The 20,718-nt window shown below is 69.2% G+C and carries 17 protein-coding genes and 1 pseudogene; 5 read left to right on the top strand and 13 right to left on the bottom strand.

What is annotated here, in order from left to right; all coding sequences use genetic code 11:
* Window positions 1–50: 50 nt before the first annotated feature.
* The 3 genes from ABZ783_RS30695 to ABZ783_RS30685 all read right to left on the bottom strand — a co-directional run bounded on the left by ABZ783_RS30695 (window position 51) and on the right by ABZ783_RS30685 (window position 2,987).
* Window positions 51–854 (bottom strand): HEAT repeat domain-containing protein, encoded by an 804-nt coding sequence (locus ABZ783_RS30695; protein WP_357444250.1) that lies wholly within the window; start codon window positions 852–854, stop codon window positions 51–53.
* A gap of 460 nt (window positions 855–1,314) precedes the next feature.
* Window positions 1,315–2,562, bottom strand: a complete 1,248-nt coding sequence (locus ABZ783_RS30690) for an MFS transporter (protein WP_357444247.1) — start codon at window positions 2,560–2,562, stop codon at window positions 1,315–1,317.
* Window positions 2,559–2,987, bottom strand: coding sequence for a MarR family transcriptional regulator (locus tag ABZ783_RS30685; RefSeq protein ID WP_357444244.1), 429 nt, complete (start codon window positions 2,985–2,987; stop codon window positions 2,559–2,561). Before ABZ783_RS30685 ends, ABZ783_RS30690 begins: the two co-directional genes overlap by 4 nt.
* A gap of 79 nt (window positions 2,988–3,066) precedes the next feature.
* On the opposite strand from ABZ783_RS30685, the gene ABZ783_RS30680 reads away from it, so the two are divergent.
* The 4 genes and pseudogenes from ABZ783_RS30680 to ABZ783_RS30665 all read left to right on the top strand — a co-directional run bounded on the left by ABZ783_RS30680 (window position 3,067) and on the right by ABZ783_RS30665 (window position 5,866).
* Window positions 3,067–4,299 (top strand): FAD-dependent oxidoreductase, encoded by a 1,233-nt coding sequence (locus ABZ783_RS30680; RefSeq protein ID WP_357444241.1) that lies wholly within the window; start codon window positions 3,067–3,069, stop codon window positions 4,297–4,299.
* 48 nt (window positions 4,300–4,347) lie between these two features.
* Window positions 4,348–4,815, top strand: a pseudogene (locus ABZ783_RS30675) (NAD(P)-binding domain-containing protein); the annotation flags it as partial.
* Window positions 4,816–4,832: 17 nt separating this feature from the next.
* The gene (locus tag ABZ783_RS30670; protein ID WP_357444238.1) at window positions 4,833–5,246 is read left to right on the top strand and encodes an NAD-binding protein; all 414 of its coding nucleotides are present in this window, start codon (window positions 4,833–4,835) and stop codon (window positions 5,244–5,246) included.
* Window positions 5,243–5,866 (top strand): class II aldolase/adducin family protein, encoded by a 624-nt coding sequence (locus ABZ783_RS30665; RefSeq protein ID WP_357444324.1) that lies wholly within the window; start codon window positions 5,243–5,245, stop codon window positions 5,864–5,866. Before ABZ783_RS30670 ends, ABZ783_RS30665 begins: the two co-directional genes overlap by 4 nt.
* A gap of 157 nt (window positions 5,867–6,023) precedes the next feature.
* Here the strand turns inward: ABZ783_RS30665 and ABZ783_RS30660 are convergent, their stop codons facing one another.
* A complete protein-coding gene (locus tag ABZ783_RS30660; RefSeq protein ID WP_357444235.1) occupies window positions 6,024–7,157 on the bottom strand; it encodes an ABC transporter ATP-binding protein in 1,134 nt (377 codons plus the stop codon).
* A 39-nt stretch (window positions 7,158–7,196) separates the two neighbouring features.
* Entirely contained in the window at window positions 7,197–8,945 is a 1,749-nt protein-coding gene (locus tag ABZ783_RS30655) for an iron ABC transporter permease (RefSeq protein WP_357444232.1), read from the bottom strand.
* A 310-nt stretch (window positions 8,946–9,255) separates the two neighbouring features.
* Between ABZ783_RS30655 and ABZ783_RS30650 the strand changes: the two genes are divergently transcribed.
* The gene (locus ABZ783_RS30650; RefSeq protein ID WP_357444229.1) at window positions 9,256–9,996 is read left to right on the top strand and encodes a FadR/GntR family transcriptional regulator; all 741 of its coding nucleotides are present in this window, start codon (window positions 9,256–9,258) and stop codon (window positions 9,994–9,996) included.
* Between the two features lie 13 nt (window positions 9,997–10,009).
* Here the strand turns inward: ABZ783_RS30650 and ABZ783_RS30645 are convergent, their stop codons facing one another.
* The 8 genes from ABZ783_RS30645 to ABZ783_RS30610 form a co-directional block, all read right to left on the bottom strand.
* Window positions 10,010–11,206: an MFS transporter gene (locus tag ABZ783_RS30645; protein WP_357444226.1), complete on the bottom strand. Its 1,197-nt coding sequence runs from the start codon at window positions 11,204–11,206 to the stop codon at window positions 10,010–10,012.
* A gap of 80 nt (window positions 11,207–11,286) precedes the next feature.
* The gene (locus ABZ783_RS30640) at window positions 11,287–12,399 is read right to left on the bottom strand and encodes an extracellular solute-binding protein (protein WP_357444223.1); all 1,113 of its coding nucleotides are present in this window, start codon (window positions 12,397–12,399) and stop codon (window positions 11,287–11,289) included.
* A 137-nt stretch (window positions 12,400–12,536) separates the two neighbouring features.
* Window positions 12,537–13,772, bottom strand: coding sequence for a M1 family aminopeptidase (locus ABZ783_RS30635; protein ID WP_357444220.1), 1,236 nt, complete (start codon window positions 13,770–13,772; stop codon window positions 12,537–12,539).
* Window positions 13,773–13,828: 56 nt separating this feature from the next.
* Window positions 13,829–15,064: an MFS transporter gene (locus ABZ783_RS30630; RefSeq protein ID WP_357444217.1), complete on the bottom strand. Its 1,236-nt coding sequence runs from the start codon at window positions 15,062–15,064 to the stop codon at window positions 13,829–13,831.
* Between the two features lie 13 nt (window positions 15,065–15,077).
* Window positions 15,078–16,577 carry an ethanolamine ammonia-lyase reactivating factor EutA gene (locus ABZ783_RS30625; protein ID WP_357444215.1) on the bottom strand — a complete coding sequence of 500 codons (1,500 nt, stop codon included), beginning with the start codon at window positions 16,575–16,577 and terminating at the stop codon, window positions 15,078–15,080.
* A 3-nt stretch (window positions 16,578–16,580) separates the two neighbouring features.
* Window positions 16,581–17,792, bottom strand: a complete 1,212-nt coding sequence (locus tag ABZ783_RS30620) for a hypothetical protein (RefSeq protein WP_357444213.1) — start codon at window positions 17,790–17,792, stop codon at window positions 16,581–16,583.
* A gap of 62 nt (window positions 17,793–17,854) precedes the next feature.
* Window positions 17,855–19,438 carry an ethanolamine ammonia-lyase reactivating factor EutA gene (locus tag ABZ783_RS30615; RefSeq protein ID WP_357444211.1) on the bottom strand — a complete coding sequence of 528 codons (1,584 nt, stop codon included), beginning with the start codon at window positions 19,436–19,438 and terminating at the stop codon, window positions 17,855–17,857.
* On the bottom strand, window positions 19,425–20,672 hold the full coding sequence (locus tag ABZ783_RS30610) for a hypothetical protein (protein ID WP_357444209.1): 1,248 nt from the start codon (window positions 20,670–20,672) through the stop codon (window positions 19,425–19,427). Before ABZ783_RS30610 ends, ABZ783_RS30615 begins: the two co-directional genes overlap by 14 nt.
* Window positions 20,673–20,718: the final 46 nt, after the last annotated feature.

Genomic DNA, 20,718 nt, shown 5'->3' with positions numbered 1-20,718 from the left:
CAGCCGCTCCACGCTGTACCGAGAACTCCGCAAACACCGCGAAGGCCCCGCTACCGAAACCACCGCGGATCCGAGTCCACCGCCCTGCCGAGCGCCCGCGCGGCCTGGGCTCGCAGCAGCGGATCCTCATCGCCGGCGATCAGCAGCAACACGTCGACCGCAGCCGCCCCGCCGACTGAGCCAAGGGCTTCGAGGGCGTTCTCGCGGACGTGCCGATCGGGGTCGTGTCGCAGCCGCAGCAACGCCGGGGTTGCCTCGACCTTGCGGAGCTGGCCGAGTGCGTACGCGACCATGGACCGCACCCGCGGCACGGGGTCCGGGGCGAGGGCGGCGAGTGGCGCAACCGCGTCGGCCCGGCCGGTGTAGCCGAGCCTGCTGACAGCCGAAATGCGTACCTGATCGTCGAGGTCACGCAGCGCCATGACGAGCACCTGGAATGCTCGGTCATCGCCAGCAGGGTCGGGAATCGAGCCGATCGCCACGGACCTGACCCGCGGGTCGACGTTCGCCGCGGCTGCGGCCAGCAGTTCGACATCCTGCGCTTCGACCACGAATCCAAGCGCCCACAGTCCTGCCCGGCGTAGTTCGGGGGTGCCACCAGTGGCCAGGTCCAGCACCGTGCGACGCGCGGCTGCATTGTTCATACGCAATAGGTCGATGATCTCGCCAGTCAAGCTGTCCTGGTCGTCACCGAGATCGCGGGCCGATGCGCGCAGCAGCGCCGGGAGCGCAGCCACACCCTGGACGCCGGCCAGAATGCCGGCGATGAGGTCCCGACCGTAGAAGTTCCGCTCGTCGAGGAACCGGTCGAGCGCCTCATGTAACCGGGGCGTTCGAGGGGACGGGCTCAGCAATGATGTCGAAGCCTTCGCATCTGCAGTTGGTCGCCCGTGTCATCGAAGAGGCGATTCACGCGGCACGGATGACGGCGCCTGACGCGCTGCCCGTTCTCGTTGCGAAGGCGTTGCGCCCGGCCGGCGTCGACATGGTGCGCGTGCGGGCGGTCGACTTCGGGCAGCGGGTGCTGAGTGTCGTCGGCGCGTACACCCCGTTGAGAAGCCGCCCTCGGCGATGTTGTCGAGGATCTCCACGCCGCGTGGGCCGATCAAGCTGGGGTGCTCGACCCCTGAGGCCTCCGAGACGTTCAACAGATCGCGGCGCGGGGTCTTGATGTAGTTCGCGACACGGACTGCCTTGAGGTCCGGAGCCAGACCATGGGCGAGCCAGGGTTCTGCGTCGCAACCTCACCATCCGCCGCAGGTGTCAAGGGACATCACCGGCTGTGCCGGCGGCGAACGGCAGGCCCCGCCAGCATCAGACATGCGTGCGGTCGGCGCGTTCGGGAACCGCGAACCGCTCCGGCACCGCCTGTGCCAGGTAGCGCCAGCTCGCGAGCGCCGCGAGCAGCGAGATCGCGGCACCGGTGCCGATGGCGACCCTGGCGCCGTAGGTCTGCGACATCCACCCGATGAGTGGCCCACTAATGGGTGAGGTGCCGTTGATCGCCATGATCAGCAGTGAGACCACCCGGCCGCGCACCACCGCTTCAGACTCCAGCTGGACGAGCGAGGTCGCCAGCGCACGGAACGTGGTGGCGACGGCCCCGAGCACGAACATCGCCACCAGCGCTGCCCACGTCGAGGGTGCCAGCGAGACGACTCCCAGTGCCGCCGCGAACGCTGTCGCCGCACCTAGGAACGCCCGCGGCGCCGCGACCAGGATCCCGGCGAGGGACAGGCTGCCGGCGATCGCACCCGCACCCATCGCGGCGAAGAAGTAGCCGATCATCGCGGCGTCCGGGGAGAACTCCCGAGCCAGCAACGGCACCGCGGTGTTCCACTCGTAGGCGACAAGACCAGTGACAGTCATCAGCACCAGGGCCGTGGCGATCACCGGCGTACGACGGGCGTAGTCGACGCCCTCCCGCAGCGCGCCGCGTTCCTTCGGGCGGATGTCGCGCGGCCGGATCTCGTCGGGTCGGATCCGGGTGAGAGCCACGATCATGACGAGGAAGGAGAAGACGTTGAAGAGGAAGGTCACCGCAAGGCCGGCCGAGCCGATCGCCACGCCTGCCGCGGCCGGCCCGAGCACCTTGCCCGCGTTGAACATGGTCGCGTTCAGCGCGACCGCGTTGGTGACGTCCTCCGTCGGGACGATGTCGGCGGCGAAGGTGTGGCGCACCGGCTTGTCGAAGGCCTCGACGATGCCGATCAGCACAGCGAGCAGCATGATCGCGGGGACGGCGGCCCGGTCGAGCAGCACCAGGACACCCATGGCCGCCGCCGGCACCGCGGCCGCCCAATTGGTACAGAGCAGCATCCGTCGCCGATCGATCCGGTCGGCGATGATCCCGGCCCACGGCGTCAGGAAGAGGGTCGGGGCCTGCTGCAGGCCGACGGTGACCCCGAGCAGGGTGCCCGACCCGGTGAGTTCGAGGACCAGCCAGGCCTGGGCGACCTTCTGCGCCCAGGTCCCGACCGTCGAGACGATCTGACCGGTGAAGTACAGCCGGTAGGCCCGGTGCCGCATGGACCTGAACGTCGCCGACAGGTATCCGCTCACCGCGCAGCACCGAGCTTGGCCAGCGCACCGACGGCGTCGAAGAGCCGGTCGGCCTCGGCCGGGTCTAGCTCGGCCACCCGGTTGCGCAGGTAGTCGTTCGACCGCTCGGCGAGGCGGACCAGCAGACGGCGGCCGGCGTCGGTGATCGCGACGATGCTGCTGCGCGCGTCGAGCTCGTCGACGGTGCGGCTGACCAGGCCCTTGCTCTCCAGCGTCACTACCAGGCGGGTGACGGTCGACTTGCCGATCTGCTCGCGTCGGCCGAGCTCGCCGAGCCGGAAGGGCCCGTGCCGATCCAGCGCGAAGAGCGCCGAGAACTGCGACGGGGTGACCTCGCCAGTCCCGGCGCTCTTGCGCAGCTTGCGCTCGAGCCGGACGACCGCGAGACGGAGAGCGTCGACCTCCTCGGGTCCGTGTGATGCCATGGCGCGATAGTACGCACTGCGTACTAACTACGTTCATCGGTCTCATGGTTTAATGGTCTGACCATCACGAGGAGCGCACATGACGGATCCCGGAGTCCTGATCGTCGGAGCCAGCCAGGCTGGCGCCCAGCTCGCCGCGTCGCTGCGCGAGTTAGGAGCGACGTGTCCCATCACGCTGGTGGGCGCGGAGGAGCACCTCCCCTACCAGCGCCCGCCACTGTCGAAGTCCTACCTGTCGGGCAAGGCCGAGGCGGAGTCGCTCCTGCTCCGTTCGGCGGACTACTACGCCGACCACGGCATCGGCGTCGTCACAGGCGAGTGGATCGACCGCGTCGAGTTCGGCGCGTCCGGGGGTCGTGCGGTCAGTGCGACGGGCCGGACCTTCGACTTCGACCAGCTCGCCCTCACGGTCGGAGGCACGCCGCGCCGGCTCGACGTTCCGGGCGCCGACCTCGGCAACGTGTTCTACCTGCGCGACCTCTCCGACGCCGCGGCGCTGCGCGCCAGCCTCGACGACGCGCGACGAGTCGTCGTCGTCGGCGGCGGCTTCGTCGGACTGGAGGTCGCGGCCGTCGCCAACAGCCTCGGCAAGGAGGTGGTCGTCGTCGAGGCCCTCGAGCGGCTGATGGCACGCGCGGTCGCCCCGGTAGTCTCGCAGTTCTACCTCGACGCGCACGAGCAGCGCGGCGTACGGGTCCTCCTCGACACCGGCGTCGTCGGGTTCCTCGGCTCCGGCACCGTCTCCTCGGTCGAGCTCTCCGACGGGACCAGCCTCCCCGCCGACGTCGTGCTGGTCGGTATCGGCCTCGTCGCGCACACCGCGCTGGCCGAGCAGCTGGGCCTCGAGGTGTCATCGGGCGGCATCGTCATCGACGCCCATGCCCGCACGAGCCTGCCCGGGGTCGTGGCCGCCGGTGACTGCACCGCGCTGCGAGCAGAGAACGGGCTGCTGCGCATCGAGTCCGTCGCCAACGCGATCGCCCAGGGCCGTGCCGCCGCAGCGACCCTCGTCGGCGTCCATGACCCGCTGTCCGTCGTCCCGTGGTTCTGGTCGGACCAGGGCGACATCAAGCTCCAAATCGCCGGCCTGAGCTTCGGTTACGACGACGTGGTGCTGCGCGGCGAGCCGGAAAGCCAGCAGTTCTCCGCCCTGTACTACCGCGGCGACCGGCTCATCGCCATCGACTCGATAAACGCGCCCCGCGACTACATGGCCGTCCGCAAGATCCTCGAGGGCGGCGCCTCCGTGCCGCGCACGGTCGCCGCAGACCTCGACGTTCAGCTCAAGACGCTGATTCCCGCCCGGCGCTGAGCCTCCTGAGACATCCGCCGTGATCAGCCACTCGGGTCGACCGCTCTGATGGGAGATGAGCTGCGCGCCGCCGCTGCGACCATGAAAAAGAAAGAGGATGAGTGTCGGAATGATCGGACTCGGCGCCATGGGGCTGCCGATGTCGAGAACATGGTCCTGCGCGGGCAGGACGTCGTCGGCTTCGACCTGGCGCCGGAACGAGTGCTCACCGCCGCCGAGGTCGGCGTCACGTCCGCCGGATCGCTCGAGGCGCTGATGGCCGCGTGCGACGTCGTGCTGGCGTGCCTTCCCACCGATGAGTCGATGGTGGCGTTGGTGCACGACCTGTGCGGCGTACGCTCGGGCCGGTCAGCTCTTGGTGGTCACCGGCACTTACAGCCTGGCGTGATGTCGACCGTGGATCGGCTGTTCCACGCCGCCGGGGCGAGTGTGGTCGGTGCCCCGGTCGTCTTCGGCGGAACCAACGGCAACAACGGGACGCTTGTGTCGTTGCTCGGCGGCACTGAGGCCGACGTCGAGCGGGCCCGGTCGTCATGGGCTACAGCAAGGACGCCGAGCACGTCGGAGCGCTGGGCGCTGGTCAGATCGCGAAGGCGTGCAACAACTACCTCCACTGGGTTCACTCGGCCTCCAACGTCGAGGCCCTGGCGCTGGCCAAGCGCTACGGGGTGGACGCCGAGAAGATGCGCGAGGTACTGCTGAAGTCACCCGGCGACAATGGCACCCCGCGCAACTTCGACCGCTACCGGTTCACCTGGCACGAGAATGACATAGACCTCGTCCTGGATCTCGCCCAGGACGGCGACCTGATTCTGCCGATGGCCGCCCTGACCGACCAACTGGTCAAGCCGATCACCCAGGGCGAGGTCGTTCGATTGCTCGGCGAGGAGTCGTGCGTCTACCTCGGCCAGACGGTCGCGGCACGCGAGGCGGGACTGGATGACTGAACCAGACCCGACGGAGGCCTCGCTGCGCCGCGGCATCGCCGCCTGCAGCCGGCTGCTCGCTCGACCCCGCCCGCCTGCTCGTTCTGGACTACGACGGCAACGTGCTGGAGAGCGACGGCAAGCCGCCCTCGGAGCTCTTCATCCACGCCGAGATCTACCGTGCGCGCCCGGCGACGCAGCCGGTCGCCCACTTCCATCACGACCCGGCCACGATCTTCGCGGCGGTGCCGACCTGTCCGCTGGTCCCGGTCAAGAACCACTTCGCCCGCTGGGTCGGCGGCATCCCGGTGCACCACGACTCCTCGCACATCGACGACCCCGCCAAGGGCGAGCAGGTCGTGGCGACCCTCGACGGCCGGGACGCCCTGCTGCTGCGCGGCCATGGACAGGTGCTGGTCGCCGAGAGCGTCCGCGCGGTCTTCACCGACGCGGTGCACCTGGCCGAGAACGCCGGAGCGCTCACCCTTGCCACCCAGCTCGGCGCGGTCGAGCCGCTGACCCAGGCCGAGCTGGACCACTTCCTGGAGACGTTCGACCGGCCGAAGCACGTCGAGAAGCTGTGGAAGTACTACGCCCAGGTCGCTGCCGCGCGGGGCGTGATCCCCGCCGAGTGGATCTGAGCGGATCCGCCGCCTTCGAAGGCGGGCGAGGAGTGGGCTCCTCGCTCAGGCGAGCTCTCTCCTCACCCGCGTCCGGTTGGCTCGTGCACCGCAAGCGAGTGCGACCCGCCGCCGAGCAGGAGTACGGGCGGCGGGTCGCCGTCGCGACAACGCCTGATCAGCCGATCGGGACGAGCGCGAGCTTGTCGGCGGGCAGCTTGACGAACACCTTGGTGCCGGCCTCGATGGAGAGGTTGGGCAGCGACCGCACCCGGATCTCGAGATTGCCGACGTTGACCAGGTGGTCGACCGCGTCACCGAGGAACGCACGGGTGCCGACCGTGCCCTCGAGGACGTTCTGCAGGTCGGCCGGCCGCTGCGTGGTGAGGTCGACCGTCTCCGGACGGATGGAGACGGAGACCTCCCTGCCCGTGGGAACCTCCGCGCTGGAGGCGAGGTGGAGCTGTCCTGCGGCGGTGTCGACCACGTAGTTGTCACCGGTCCGGTTGACGACGTCACCGTGGATGAAGTTCGAGCTGCCGATGAACTCGGCCACGAACTTGCTGGTCGGGTTCTCGTAGATGTCGCGCGGCCTGCCCAGCTGCACGACCTCGCCGGCACGCATCACGGCGATGTTCGAGGAGAGCGAGAGCGCCTCGATCTGGTCGTGGGTCACGTAGATGGAGGTGATGCCGAGCTCGCGCTGGAGGCGCTTGAGCTCGTAGCGCAGCGACTCGCGCAGCTTGGCGTCGAGGTTGGACAGCGGCTCGTCGAGCAGGAGCAGCTCCGGCTCGATGACGAGGGCGCGGGCCAGCGCGAGACGCTGCTGCTGACCACCGGAGAGCTTGGTGGCCTGGCGGTCGGCGTACTGGCGCAGCTCCATGACCTCGAGCACACGGTGGACGCGCTGCTCGATGTCGGCCTTGCCCGGACGCTCGCTCCGGGGCTTGACCTGCAGCGGGAAGGCGACGTTGTCGAAGACGCTCATGTGCGGCCAGATCGCGTAGGACTGGAACACCATCCCGAGGCCGCGGCGGTTGGCGGCGACGTTCACCGTCCTGGCGCCCTTGCCGGCCTGGAACAGGGTCCGCCCCTTGACCGAGATGTGGCCGGAGTCGGGGTGCTCCAGCCCTGCGACCGAGCGCAGTGTGGTGGTCTTGCCACAACCCGACGGGCCGAGCAGGGTGAACATCTCACCCTGCTGCACCTGCAGGTTGACGTTGTTGATGGCGAAGACCCGGGCACCCTGCGAGCCGCTCTTCTTGGCCTTCTCACCAGGGTAGGACTTGATGAGGTTGCTGATCTCCAGCATGGCGATGGTCCTTATCTCTTTCTTCGAAGTCTCGCGGGGTCAGTCCTGCTGGAGGCCGACCTTGGCCCCGAGCTTGTAGGCGATGGAGACGAGCACCATGAGCACGGCGATCATCACCACGCCGAGCGCGGCCAGGACGGTGAACTTGCCGTTCTCGAACTGCTCCCAGATCAGGATCGAGAGGACCTCGTTGCCCGAGCTGTAGAGCAGGATGGAGCTCGACAGCTCGCGGAACGACACCACGAAGATGTAGATCCAGCCGGCGAGCAGGCCCGGCATCAGCAAGGGCAGCAGCACGCGACGGAAGACCTGCCACCATGTCGCCCCGCTCACGGCGGCCGACTCCTCCAGCTCGGCGGAGATCTGCTGCATCGAGGTGACGGCATACCGCATGCCGTAGGGCAGGTAGCGGGTGCAGTAGGCGACCAGCAGGATCCAGATGGTGCCGTAGATGGCGATCGGGCTCCGCAGGTAGACGAACTGGAGGGAGAGACCGAGGACCAGGCCCGGGATGACCAGTGGCGCAAAGGAGAGCAGGTCGAGGAGCTTGCGCCCACGGATGCCGGAGCGGACCACGATCCAGGCGGCGACGGCCATGAGGATCATGACCAGGGTCGCCGCGGCGGCCCCGAGGAACAGCGAGTTCTTCAGCGCGGTCGTGGCCTTGGACATGTCCAGCAGCGCGGTGTAGTTGTCCAGGGTCATCGACTTGAACGCCTTGCCCGACGGCTTCTGGTAGTAGGGCAGCAGCGAGGTGTAGACGAGCAGCAGCAGCGGCAGGATGACCGTGAGGACGAAGTAGCCGATGATGGCGGCGCCGGCCAGGGGGCGCCACTTGCCCAGCTCGATCGGGCGCGGGCGGAAGCCCTTGCCGGTCACCGTCTGATAGGCCTTGGCGCCCTTGCTCATCAGATGCTCCACGAGCATGCCCAGCGCGGCGATCGCGAAGAGGCCCAGCGCCAACGCTCCGGCGCCGTTGAAGTCCTGCGGGTAGGTCCGCAGCATGAAGTAGATCTTGCTGGTGAAGACGTAGATGCCGTTCTGCAGGCCGAGCAGCGCCGGGACCTCGAAGCTCTCGAGGGCGCGGACCGTCATGATCAGGACGCTCGCCGCGATGGCCGGGCGCAGCAGCGGCACGGTGATGCGGCGGATCACCGTCCAGCGGGAGGCGCCCGACATCAGCGCCGACTCCTCGAGCGAGGGGTCCTGGGCGCGGAACGCGGCCACCATGAAGAGGAAGGTGATCGGCGAAAGGTGGAGACCTTCGACCCAGATCATGCCCCAGACGCTGTAGATGTTGAGGACGCCCTTGCCGAAGATCGGCTCCAGCACGTAGTTGATCAGGCCGATGTCGGGGCTGGCCAGGAAGATCCACGCGACGCTGTAGAGGATGCCGGGGATGATGAGCGGCACGATCGAGCCGGCGAAGAAGAGGCTCTTGAACGGCACGTCGGTGCGGACGTTCAAGAACGCCAACGCGGTGCCGACGACCAACGAGAGCACAGCGGACCCGACGGCGAACCAGATCGAGTTCCGCATCATCTCGATGGCCTTGTCATCGGTGTACGCCCGCGTGAAGCCGTCCAACGTGAACGCGCTCGTGTTCTGGTCGAGGAAGGTGCCCTGGATCAGGAACCACAGCGGCACGATCGCCAGGTAGGCGACCACCAGCGCGACGACACCGAGGATCAGCACCTTAGGGGTGGGGACGAGACGTCGCCAGACGGCGGGCGCCGCGTCAGTGGTGGCGCGCTGGTCCTGCTCCGGCGTGGTGGTGGCGACGCTCACATCGCCTCACACAGCAGCATGTCCCTGAGGACGAGGGCGGGTGACATTCGAAGCTCCTCCAAGCGGCGGCCCGACTCTCACTGGAATAACGGTCAGACCATTAACCACAATGTGTAGCACATCACATCAGTCGAGGGGAAGCCCGTCAAGCAGGGTTTTCTTCTCGGCCCCGCCGCACTGCGAACGGTACGACAGCCGTCCCTCCGCGATTTTGTTGGAAGGGCGTGTCACCGGGAGCACAATGGCTCTGCTTGCTATACGTTTGACCGTTAGTCCAACAGTCAGCCCCTCCTACGTCTCGAGGTCTTCCATGTCCGACGCCACCGACACGGGTGCCGACCTGTTCAAGCCGGTCAGCGTCGAGCGGGTCTCGCAGGTCATCGTCGACCAGATCAAGCTCCTGGTCCGCGAGGGCAAGCTCTCCACCGGGGATCGCCTGCCCAGCGAGCGCGACCTCTGCCAGCGCTTCGGCGTCAGCCGGGTCACCGTGCGCGAGGCGCTGCGAGTCCTGGAGGCCAGCGGCCTCATCGAGATCCGGGTCGGCGCGCGCGGTGGCGCTTTCGTCTCCTCCCCCACCCGCGAGCGCCTCGGCGAGGGGCTGGCCGACCTGATGAGCCTGTCCTCGCTGACACCGGCGCACATCACCGAGGCTCGCACCATCATCGAGGTGGGCATCCTGCCGTTCGTCGTCGAGCGCGCCACCGAGGCAGACATCGCCAGGCTGCGTCGGATGGTCGAGGAGGGTCAGGAGGCGCTCGACCGCAACGCCTACACCATGAACCTGTCGGCGGCGTTCCACGTCGGCGTCTCCGTGTGCACCCACAACCCGGCCATCGAGGCGCTCGTGCAGAGCTTCCACGGGCCGATGCTGCTCTCGCTGCGCCAGGCGCAGCTGGTCGCGCCGGCCATGGGACGGCGCGGGACCGACGAGCACGCGGCTCTCGTCGACGCCATCGAGGCGCGCGACACCGAGGCCGCCATCAAGGTCATGACGACGCATCTGGAGCGGACGGCGGGCCTGGTCCGCGACATGCCGCCTGCGGGCGCCTGAGGGTCCTCGCAGCTCAGCTCGAAGCGGCGCGCGGTCGCACCCACTGCCCGATCGGCGCCGCGATCAGCGCCCCGGTGACGACCATCGCGGCGCCGATCGGCGTCACGGCGACCAGACCGGCGGTGACCAGGGGCGAGACGAAGAGCGATGCCGCCCGCCAGACGCCGGTCGCCGCGATGGCCTCGCCACGTTCCTCCGGATGCACCGAGTCGCTGGCGAGTGCCGGACCGAGCGTCTGGAGCGCTCCGGCGGCGATCCCGGAGGCCGCCAGAGCCAAGCCGGCGAGCACGCTCGACCCGGCGGCGAGACCCATCATGGCCATCGCCGCACCGGTGACCGGCGTACCCGCGCGCATGATCCGCCGGGCACGTGCATCGCCGTCGACGTGCCGCACCAGCCACGATCCGAGGATCGCGGTCGCGTTGGCGACCGCGACGAGGATGCCCACGGTCGCCGAGAGATGCCCCGCGCGGACGAGCGCGATGGGGACATAGGAGCCCAGCAGACCGCGCCAGGCACCGGCGGTGACGCCTGCGTAGCACCCCTCCCAGACGCCGGCCCTGGCCCACAGACGTCCGGGCGGCCGGTTCTGGACCTTCCGGAACGGCGGGAGCCGGTCCAGGCGCGAGGTGGGGATGAGCGAGACGATCGCAGCCGCCGCCGCGACAAGGAGCGCCGTATGGGCGTCCTCACCGATGAGGAGACCGGCGATCACGGGACCGGCGAGAAGGCCCAGGTTGCCGATCAGGTTGACCGACGCGAGGGCCTTGACCGACGAGCCCTCGCCGCGCACCACATGGGTCTGCGAACCGGTCCAGAAGTACGCCCGAGCCACGCCCTGCAGGAGCTGGGCGATGACGAAGGGCGCCAGCGCGCTGCTGATCACCACCATCGTGCTCGAGATCGCGAGCACCACGCACGCGATCGCGATGATGACCCAGTCGGGCATCACGCGCATCAGGCGGCCCAGTGACATGCGGCCGGTCATCTGGGAGATCGCCGAGATGGCGGTGAGCACACCGACCTCGACCGGCCCGTAGCCGGCGGCGACCGCCTGCAGCGGCAACGCGACAGAGGCGGCACCGAGCGCGAACGAGAAGCCGGCGTTGGCCGCGCCGACCCATGCGCCGTCGGCCTGGAACCGGAGTCGGACCTGAGGCCGTGTCACGCGAGGGGCTCCTTCGGGCGGGCACCCGACGGGGGCGCGCATGGGTGCGCCCCGGCTCGTCGGGGACCGAGCCGGGGCGCAAGGGTCATGCTGAGCGGGTCACGCTGAGAGGCTCAGCGGGATCACTTTTTAGTGACCTTGCCGCCCTCGAGGACCTTCGCGTAGAGGTCGTCCCACTTCTTCGCGTTGTGGAGCATCTCGTCCTCGTCGACCTCGATGGTCTTCAGGCCGGCCAGCGGGTCGTCGGCAGTCGGCACGGAGCCGATGCGGTAGGCGTCGGCGATGGCCTTCTGCCCGTCGGTGAGCAGGTAGTCCATGAACAGCAGCGCGGCGGCCGGGTGCTTGGCGGTGCCGAGCAGGCCGGCACCGTTGGGGCGGATGACGATCGGCTGTGCCGGCGGGTTGGCGGCGGTGCGCCATGCGATCGGGCGCCCCTGCTCGGTGCCCTTCTGGACGGAGTGCGTGTACATGGAGGTGCCGACCGCGAACTCACCAGCGGAGAGCAGCTCGGCCTGGACCGTGTGGCCCTTGACGATCTTCGCGTTCGAGGCGATCGCCTTGAACAGGTCGGTCACCTCCTGCTCGCTCTTGCCCTGCTGGAGGTAGTAGCCGTACATCGCCGAGAACCAGTCCATGTCGCCGACCTCCATCGAGACCTTGCCCTTCCACTTCGGGTCGGCGAGCTGGTCGAGAGACGTCGGGGCGTCCTTGCCCTTCACCATGCTGGTGTTGTAGGCGATGGTGAAGGCGTTGAAGCGGTCGGCGGTCCAGTCGTCCTTCTGGCCCTCGGGGCGGACCGCGTCGCGGAACTCGCTCTTGTAGGGGTAGAAGAGATCCTCGTCGCCGATGATGTTGAGCTCGCCGGAGTTGGTCTCGATGAGGTCCGCGCCCGCGAAGCCCGCCTTCGACTCCTGCAGGATGCGCTGGAGGACGGACTCCGAGTTGCCGCGGTAGACGTTGACGTCGATTTTGTACTTGTCGGTGAAGCCCTTGACGATGTCGTCCATGTCGGTGTTCGAGGTGTAGAGCGAGAGCGTGCCCTCGTCCTTGGCGGCCTTGACGAGCGCGTCGGTGCGCTCGGCGCCGGTCATTCCGTTGAACTTGTCGAAGACCTGCTTCGCGTGGTTGTCGACCTTCGGTTTGCTGTCGCCGGCCGAGCTCGCGGTCGGGCTGCCGCAGGCGCTGAGGACGGCCGTCAGGAGCGCGACCGGAATGATCAGGGCCTTCTTCTTCATGGTTTCTCCCATAGCTGATCCGCAAGGCCGGGACGACCTCGTAGGACTGATGGTTAGTCCAGCACGAGATGGATATCACAGGATGCGGACGAATGGTTAGACCTTAGTGGTCTTCTTTTCACCTTGGATCGTGCCAATCAGCGGCTGACCTGCCCAGCACCGGCTAACTCCGCCGCCAGACCGACGGCCACCGCGGTCGGAAGGGAGGGGTCCGCGAGAGCGGCGAGGGCGTGCTCGACGCGTCCCTGGCCCGCCGGTGCAGACCGGAAGGCCCGTCTGGCACGCACCACGGCGGTGGCGGGGTCCACCTGCCGCAGGCCGCGCAGTTCCCGCGTCCACGTCTCGCCCCCCGTGCCGGCGGCCGCCGGCAGGCGCACCTGCACGGGCTCCCGGGGTTCGGTTCCGAGGGCGGCCCAGACCTGGGCGGCACTGGTGGCGAGTCCTGCCCTGGTCCGCACGAGCTCGTTGAGCCTGCCTCGGAAGACGTCGGCGGCCAGGCCGTGTCGCGCCGCCCGGAACAGCTCCGCGTGCTGGGTCGGGCCCGCGACCTCGGCCAGCCCGGCCGTCTCGGCCAGACCCCGCGGGTCGACCCCGGGCACTCTCGCCAGCCGGGCGGGCCGGCGCCGGTGGTCCAGGTAGGCGTCGGCGGCGCTGCCGAGAAGGTCCCGGCAGGCGAGCTGCCCGAGCAGCTCGGCGAGCCCTTCGAAGACGCCGAGGTCGGCCCAGCATGCCGGCGCGACCAGGTTGCCGAGCCATTGGTGGGCGGCCTCGTGCGCCAGGGCGGCGACCCGTCGCGCCCGGTCGGCCGTCAGCAGTCGCTCGGAGAGCAGCACACATCCCGGGTGCTCCATGGCAAGCCACGGCGCGTCCGGCACCAACACCTGGACGTACTCGCTCCCCCACGGCGCGTCACCTCCGAAGAAGTCGAGCATCCAGTCCAGCGCAGCCCGGGTCTCGGCCAGCGGCGTGCGCAACGCCGCGTCGCAGGACCGGCGGGCGTGGATGGCCACGCCGTCGGCCGCCTCGTGGCGCCACGGCCCCACGGCGAAGCCGAGGTGGTGTCCGGCCAGCACACTCCCCGCAGCAGGGACGACGCTGACCGGAGTCGGCCCCGGGACGTCGCCGGAGACCCGCACGGTCAGCGTCGTCCGGGTCAGGTCGTCGGGACGGCCCGCCTCGCCGAGAAGGTCGGCCGCCCCTCCGAGCGCACCGCTGAACAGGACGTACGCCACGCCGTCGGAGGGGTCCACCCAGCGCGTGAGCCCCCAGGGACCGCCCGCGCGATAGTCCACTCGCCGCCGACGGCGCTCAGTGCCGAGGTCGAGGTGGACGTGCGCCGACTCGGCACCCAGGTCCACGTCGATCGTGCGCACGCGTCCCATGGTCGCTGACGCTGCGGGGGCGCTCTGCCGGGGGTCGGGCCGAGCGGTCAGCCGACCTCTGCCAGCGAGCGGTCCGGGCCGGTGTAGCGGCGTACCGGATTGTCGCGGACCAGCATGGTGGTGACGTAGCTCAGCGTAATCCCGGCACCGATCGTGAGAGCGAGCGCCGGCCCGAGGGCCCCGGCGAGGGCGCCGACGAGTGCGTCGCCCATGGCCGGACCTCCGCGGGAGGACACCTGATAGATCGACGAGACCCGGCCGCGGAGCTCGTCGGGGGTCTCGATCTGCACGGCGGCATGTCGGATCGAGGTCGCCAGGGCGTCCGCGACGCCGAGGCCGAGTGCGGCGAGGATCGCCAGCGCGAACCAGTGCGAATGCGCGAGAACCAGGCCCGCGACCGCGAAGCCGCCCGTGGCGAACAGCAGGATGCGGCCGAGCGTGCGCGAGCGGCCGAGCACCCTGACGATGCTGTAGGTCGCGAGCAGGGCACCTGCCGAGGGCGCGGCCGCCAGCACGCCGTACCCCTTCGGGCCGACCTCGAGGACGTCGAGCGCGAGGGCCGGCAGCAGCACCCGGTAGGCCCCGAAGACCATCGCGGAGAGGTCGAGCGACATCAACAGCAGGATGATCGGCCGGTGCACGACGTAGCGCGCGCCTTCGACGATCGCGCCGAAGATCGGCTTGTGCTCCCGGTCGAGATGCGCGGTCGGCGCCTTGACGAGGACGAGCAGCCCGATCATCGCGGCGTAGGTCATCGAGTCGAAGGCGTGGACGAGGCCCGGGCCGCCGAGGGCGATCATCAGGCCGGCGAGCCCCGGGCCGACCAGGACCGCGATCTCGCGACACGGGTTGACCAGCGCGAAGGCCTGCGGGAGCTGGTGCGCCGGCACCATCGACCCGATCAGCGCCGTCCGGGTCGGGTTGTCGAAGGTGGTCGCCCCCATCGACAGCAGGGAGGCCAGGACGACGTGCCACGCCTGCACGTGGTCGGTCAGGGTGAGGACCGCCAGGGCCAACGCGACCAGACCGCCGGCGCCCTGCGACAGCTGCAGCAGGCGGCGACGGTCCATCCGGTCGGCGAGCGCCCCGCCGACCGGGCTGAGCACCATCACCGCGATCCCCCCGGCGGCGCCGACGAGGCCGGTGGTCGCCAACGACCCGGTCAGGTCGTAGACCTGGTAGAGGCTCGCCGCCATCGCGCCGCGGGTCCCGATCTGGGAGAGGACTACTCCGAGGAGGTAGGTGACGAAGGAGCGGTTGCGCAGCACCTCCGCGAGGTTCATCCGGTGCTTCCGGTCACGAGAAGAGGAGCGACTTGATGACCACCGGCACGACGCCCGGCGGAGTCAACACCTCTCCGATGTCGATGAAGTCGAGGTCGTTGAGCTCGACGCCGTCCACCGAGACGACCCGGCGGTCCAGTCCCACGTCGATGCCGAGGATGCGGCCGACCAGCTGGCCGACGTCGCCGTCGATCACGAGGGTCAGGGGCTCCTCGGAGGCGCCGGCGCCGGCGGCGATCCCGACCGCCAGCTCCTCGAGTGCGGCGTACGCCGGAAGGCCGGTCCAGCCGAAGCCGAGAGCGACCGGCAGGGCCAGGTCCGCGCCGCGGATCTCGGCGCCGCGCCGGATCGCGGCTGCGACGTGCTCACGGTCGACGGTCGCTGCGTCGATGAGGCCGAGATGGACCACCGGCAGGTTGTGCACCGGCAGCACCGACTGGTCGCTGATGTGGATCGTCTTGCCGCTGACCTGCACCGTGTACTGCGACGCACCGATGACGGTGGCACGGATCCGCTGGCCGGCGTCGATCGCGGGGATGTCGGCCCGCTCGCCCAGCTGCTTGACGATCTCTCCGGCGAGGTCGCGGGCGATGTCGCCGTAGTCGCCCGCCTCGGAGCCGAAGATGTACTCGGAGACACCTCCGGAGAAGGTCAGGTAGGCCGGTGCGAGGCTGCGCTCCAGCGGACGGGTCAGCCGCAGCGCCTTGCCGAGCGCTGTCGGCTCCTCCCCGAGGATCTCGTCGACGGAGACCTCGGCGAGCCGCTCGCAGATCCGCCGGCGGACCGCCGGGTCGGCCGCCGTGGCCGGGGTCAGCTCGATGCCCAGGTCCTCGGCGACCAGCAGCGCCGAGTCGTCGATCCTGGTCCAGCCTCCGTCGGCGTCCTGGGCGAGCAGGCGGCCGCCCACCGCGTACGCGGCGACGTCGAGCACCTCCCCGCCGTCGAGCAGCGCCAGCTTGGTGGTGCCGCCGCCGATGTCGACGTGGAGGCTGGCCCCGCCGCGCTGGCCCGAGAGCCGGGTGGCTCCCGAGCCGTGCGCGGCGAGCAGGCTCTCCAGCTCGTGGCCGGCACTGGCGCAGACGAACTTGCCGGACTGGCTGGCGAAGAGCTCGTCGATCGCGCGGGCGTTGGGCCGCTTGATCGCCTCACCGGTGAGGATGACCGCGCCGCTGTCGATGTCCTTCGCGGTGAACCCGGCCGCCGCGTAGGCGTCGGCGATGAAGTGGGACAGCTCGTGCGCGTCGATCATCCCGTCCGCCCGGAACGGGGTGTGGATGATCGGCGAGGTCGACACGACCTGGCGGTCGACCACCTCGAACCTGCTCGACAGGTCGGTGCTGCGCCGTCGCAGCACCACCTTCGCGAAGAGCAGGTGGGATGTCGAGGAGCCGATGTCGATGCCGACGGTCACCAGCTCGAGGGTGTCCTGCTCCTCGATGAGCTGCTTGATGGCCGCGGCCTCGTCCTCGGTGATCCCGAGGTCGTGGTAGTGGTCGAAGTCCAGGTCGTGCACCGTTCAGACCGCCGGACCGTCGAACTGTGGGTTGCGGATGACGCCGGTCAGTTCCGACTCCGGGATCGCCAGGATCGCCGGCTCGTCGAAGACGTCGCCCATCTGCGAGGGCACACCGGTCTTGGCGCACTCCTCCAGGAACTTGCGGTGGATCCGGTTGTCCTGCTCTTCGTACTCGATCTGACGGCCGCCCTTGGAGACCGAGACCGCGCCCTGGCCCTCCGCGCTCTTGCGACGCAGCGAGATGAACGGGTAGCGCCGGCTGCCCAGGCTCATCGCGACGTAGCGGGCCGGCTGGTCGCCGGTGTTGAAGTGCTGGTGGAACATCCAGAACGGCGGGGTGTACATGATGCCGTGGCGCCACGGCAGCTCGACGAAGTCGGAGTCGCCGTCGTACCAGAGCAGTGAGTAGCCGGAGCCGTCGACCGCGTGCACGTGGGTTCCGGCGGCGTGGCGGTGGGCCTTCTTGTAGCGACCGACCGGCATCTGCGAGACGTGGGAGTGCATGGTCCCGTCCGCGAGCACGAAGTTGACGTTCATGGAGCCCTTGCCGCGGCCCTCGAACTCGTAGAGCTTGAAGCTGGTGAGGTCGTTGACGAAGTTCGTCTCCCAGATGTTCTGGACCTTCACCGAGTCCTTGTTGAAGGTGTCGAGCTTGCCCTCGCCGTCGAAGTACTTCGGGTCACCGACGCGGCCGACGAAGTCGTGCTGGTTGTCGAACACGAAGTCGAGGTCGTGGTAGAGGTTGATCGTCAGCGGGGCGTCGTTGGTGACCGAGAGGCGCACCGGCTCCGAGCCCGAGCCGTTGAAGATCTGGTACCGGCAGTTGAGCGGGATCGCGAAGAGCGCCTTCGGGCCGAACTCGAACGTCCGCTGGGCGCCGCCGGGCAGCCGGACGACGACCGATCCGTGGCCGGCGAGGACGAAGAAGAACGCTTCGTACAGGTGGCGCACGACCTCGGTGTTCTTGCGGGGCTCGATCTCCAGGACGTAGTTGGCCATGAAGTCACCCATGCCCTTGGTGTGCGCGAAGCAGCCCTTGGCGCCGTAGCGCTCCCAGAGTCCGGTCTCCAGGGTCAGCAGGTCGTGACCGAAGTCGAGGTGGATCGGGATGCCCTCGCCCTCGGCCCAGTCCTTGTACGGGTCGACCAGGTAGCCCGGCTGGGACGGGGCCTGCTCGACCTCGTGCGGCCGGGGGGCGGATGCAGTCGTCATGTGAGCCATGACCTCCTTGGGCGGTGAAGTGGATTCGGGTGTGTACGTGACGCGGGCTGGCGTCAGTGCGCGCCTGCGAGCGACGGGCGGTCCTCGCTCGAGGCTGCGTTACGACCCAGCGCCGCGGTGGTCGGGAACACCAGCGACTTGATCACCACCGGGACGGCACCGGTGGCGGCCAGCAGCGCGCCGATGTCGACGAAGTCGAACGCCTGCAGCCTGAGCCCGTCGATGGAGACCACCGGGACGGGCAGGTCGAGCTCCTCGTCGAGGTGGATGCCGATCAGTCCGCCGACGTCGCCGTCGCCGACCAGCACCAGCGGCTGGCCGTCGGCCGTCCACTCGGCCATGCCGGCGACGACACCGCGGCAGAAGGCGTCGAGCCGCCCGAAGGTGGCCGACCCCTCCCAGCGGTAGCACAGGGCGACCGGTTGGTCCTTCGGCATCGCGTCGAAGTGCTTGAGCTCGTCGCGGACCGTCGCCGCGATGAGGTCGGCGTCCAGCTCGTCCGCGCTCAGCGGCAACTGCGGCGTGAGCACCGGGACGTTGCGCAGCGGCAGCAGCGAGGTGGGCTCCACGAAGATCGTGGTGCCGCTCACCTGCACGGTGTACTGCGAGGCGCCGACGACGGTGGCACGGATGCCCTGCTCGGCGGCCTGCAGCTCCGGGCCCCAGCCGTCCACACGCCGGCGGATCGCCTCGGCCAGTCGGGGGCCGAGGTCGCCGTGGTCGCTGGTGTCGCGCCCGTAGACGTACTCCGCGACACCGCCCGAGAACGAGATCGCGTCCGGGTCCGGACCGGCCGGAAGCGGGTCCAGGCGCAGCAGGTCGGCCGTCGCCGCGGCCGGCGTACCGCTCTGCATGGCGGCGTACAGGTGGTCGGCCATCACATCGACGAGCCGCGACAGACCGTCGCGGTCGGGGACCTCGCCGATCGCCAGGGCGAGGTCGGCCTCGGCTGCGAGACGGCGGCCCGCCTCCTCGATCCGGGTGACCCTGCCTTCCGCGTCGAACGCGACGATGCGCGCCCCGACGTCGATCGCGGTGAGTGCCTCGACCTCGCCGTCGTGGCACACGGCGATCTTCGACGTGCCACCACCGATGTCGATGTTCATCGTGCGGTTGCCGTTGCGCTCGGATCTCTTCACGGCACCGGACCCGAAGGCCGAGAGCTGCGTCTCCAGCGCGTCGCCTGCGCTCACCGAGACGAACTTGCCGGCGAGCTGCGAGAACACGTCGGCGATGACGCGCGAGTTGGTACGCCGCACCGCGACGCCGGTCATGATCAGCGCGCCGGTGTCGATCTGCTCCGGCTGCACGCCCGCCAGGGCGTACTGCTGGTCGAAGAACTCCCGGAGGGCGTCACCGTCGAGGGTGTCCCCTCCGGCGTCGCCCGTGCTGTAGGGCGTGAGCAGGACCGCCGACTCGTGGGTCACCTCGCGCGAGATGACCTGGTAGCGGTTGTCCCGTCGCTCCAGCACGATCTGCGACAGCACCATGTGCGTCGTGGACGAGCCGATGTCGACGCCGACGCTGACGAGGCGGACCTGGTCGTCCTCCAGGATCAGGCTGCGGCCGCTGCTGGTGAAGATCCGGCCGCCGGCGTGGTCGAGCGGCGTGGACTCGGCCGGGTCACTGAATCCCATCGGCCATCTGCCGCTTCTCGTAGTCCCACTCGATCCCGGCGGGCTTCTCGTACCAGGTCGGGTCCATCCGCAGCTCGACGCCGTTCTCCTTCAGGAGCGCCTCGTACTCCTCGCGGACGTGCGGGTCCTCCTGCCAGTACGCGATCGCGGTGCCGCCCTCGTGCAGCTCCCGGGCCGTGTAGTCGGTGTGCTTGCTGCCGGGCGCGCCCGGGTCGCGACCCGGGTTGTGCGGACCGAACCAGGCGCTGAGGCGGAACGGCTCCTTTGAGACCGAGAAGTGCTGGTGGTACCAGCGCTGACCGCCCGGAGCGGCGGTGATAAAGCCGAACTGCTCGTAGTCCAGGCGCTGGACCTGGTCGCCGTTGCCGTCGGCCCACGGGGTTGGGCCGAGGTGCTCGGGCCAGGTGTGCGTGTAGCCCTTCCCCTTGAGGCAGATCAGGATCGCCGCGGAGGTGTGCGCGTGGGCCTTCGAGTAGCGGCCGTTCTCGTGCTGGGCGATCCAGTAGTAGAACTGGTTGTTGGTCATCATCGGCTCGACCCGGCGGTAGCCGGGCGACCGACGGTTGTCCAGGGGCAGGTCGCAGTTGACGACGTCGGGGATGAAGTTGGTACGCCGCATGGCGAGGCCGCGGACAGGGTCCGGCTCGACTTCCTCGCGGTACTTGTAGAAGTCGTCGGCACCGCTGAAGCGGTCACGGAAGATGAAGTCGTTGTTGAAGACGGCCTCGACGTTGTTGAGCTGGTTCAGCACGTTGGGGGCGGTGTTGCCGGCCATCAGCACGGCGGGCTTCGAGGTCGCGTTGACGATCCGGAACCAGGCGTTCATCGGGATCGAGAACATCGAGCCCTTCTGCCACTCGAAGACGTGCTTGTTGACGTCTCCCTCCTGCCAGACCTCGCAGGTGCCCCGCCCCTCGACGGCGAGGTAGATCTCCTCGAACATGTGCTTCTCGGGGTTGAGCGCGCCGCCGGCGGGGACCTCGACGACGAAGTGGCCCCACTTGGTCTCGGTGCCGTAGGTCTGGATGTAGCTGCCGCGGCCGCCCTTGCGCTCCCAGTCCTGCAGCGGCAGGTCGAGGACAGTGCGAACACCGAGCCCACGCCACACCGGAACGCCTTCGGACTCCATGAACGAGTCGTACGGCGTCGGCTGCTTCTTGAAGTCGCCGAACCCGGCCCGAGCGTGCCCCGTCGGCTCCCGCCAGACCTTCGCCGTCGTCTCGTCATCGGACATCAGTGAGCCTCCCGTGGGGTAGCGTGTCGCGGTATGGTCCAAAGGT

It is taken from the genome of Micromonospora sp. NPDC047738, from assembly GCF_040642675.1.
GTDB lineage: Bacteria > Actinomycetota > Actinomycetes > Mycobacteriales > Micromonosporaceae > Micromonospora.
Note: the sequence above shows the minus strand (reverse complement) of the source record. Positions and strands in the feature narration are given on the sequence as shown.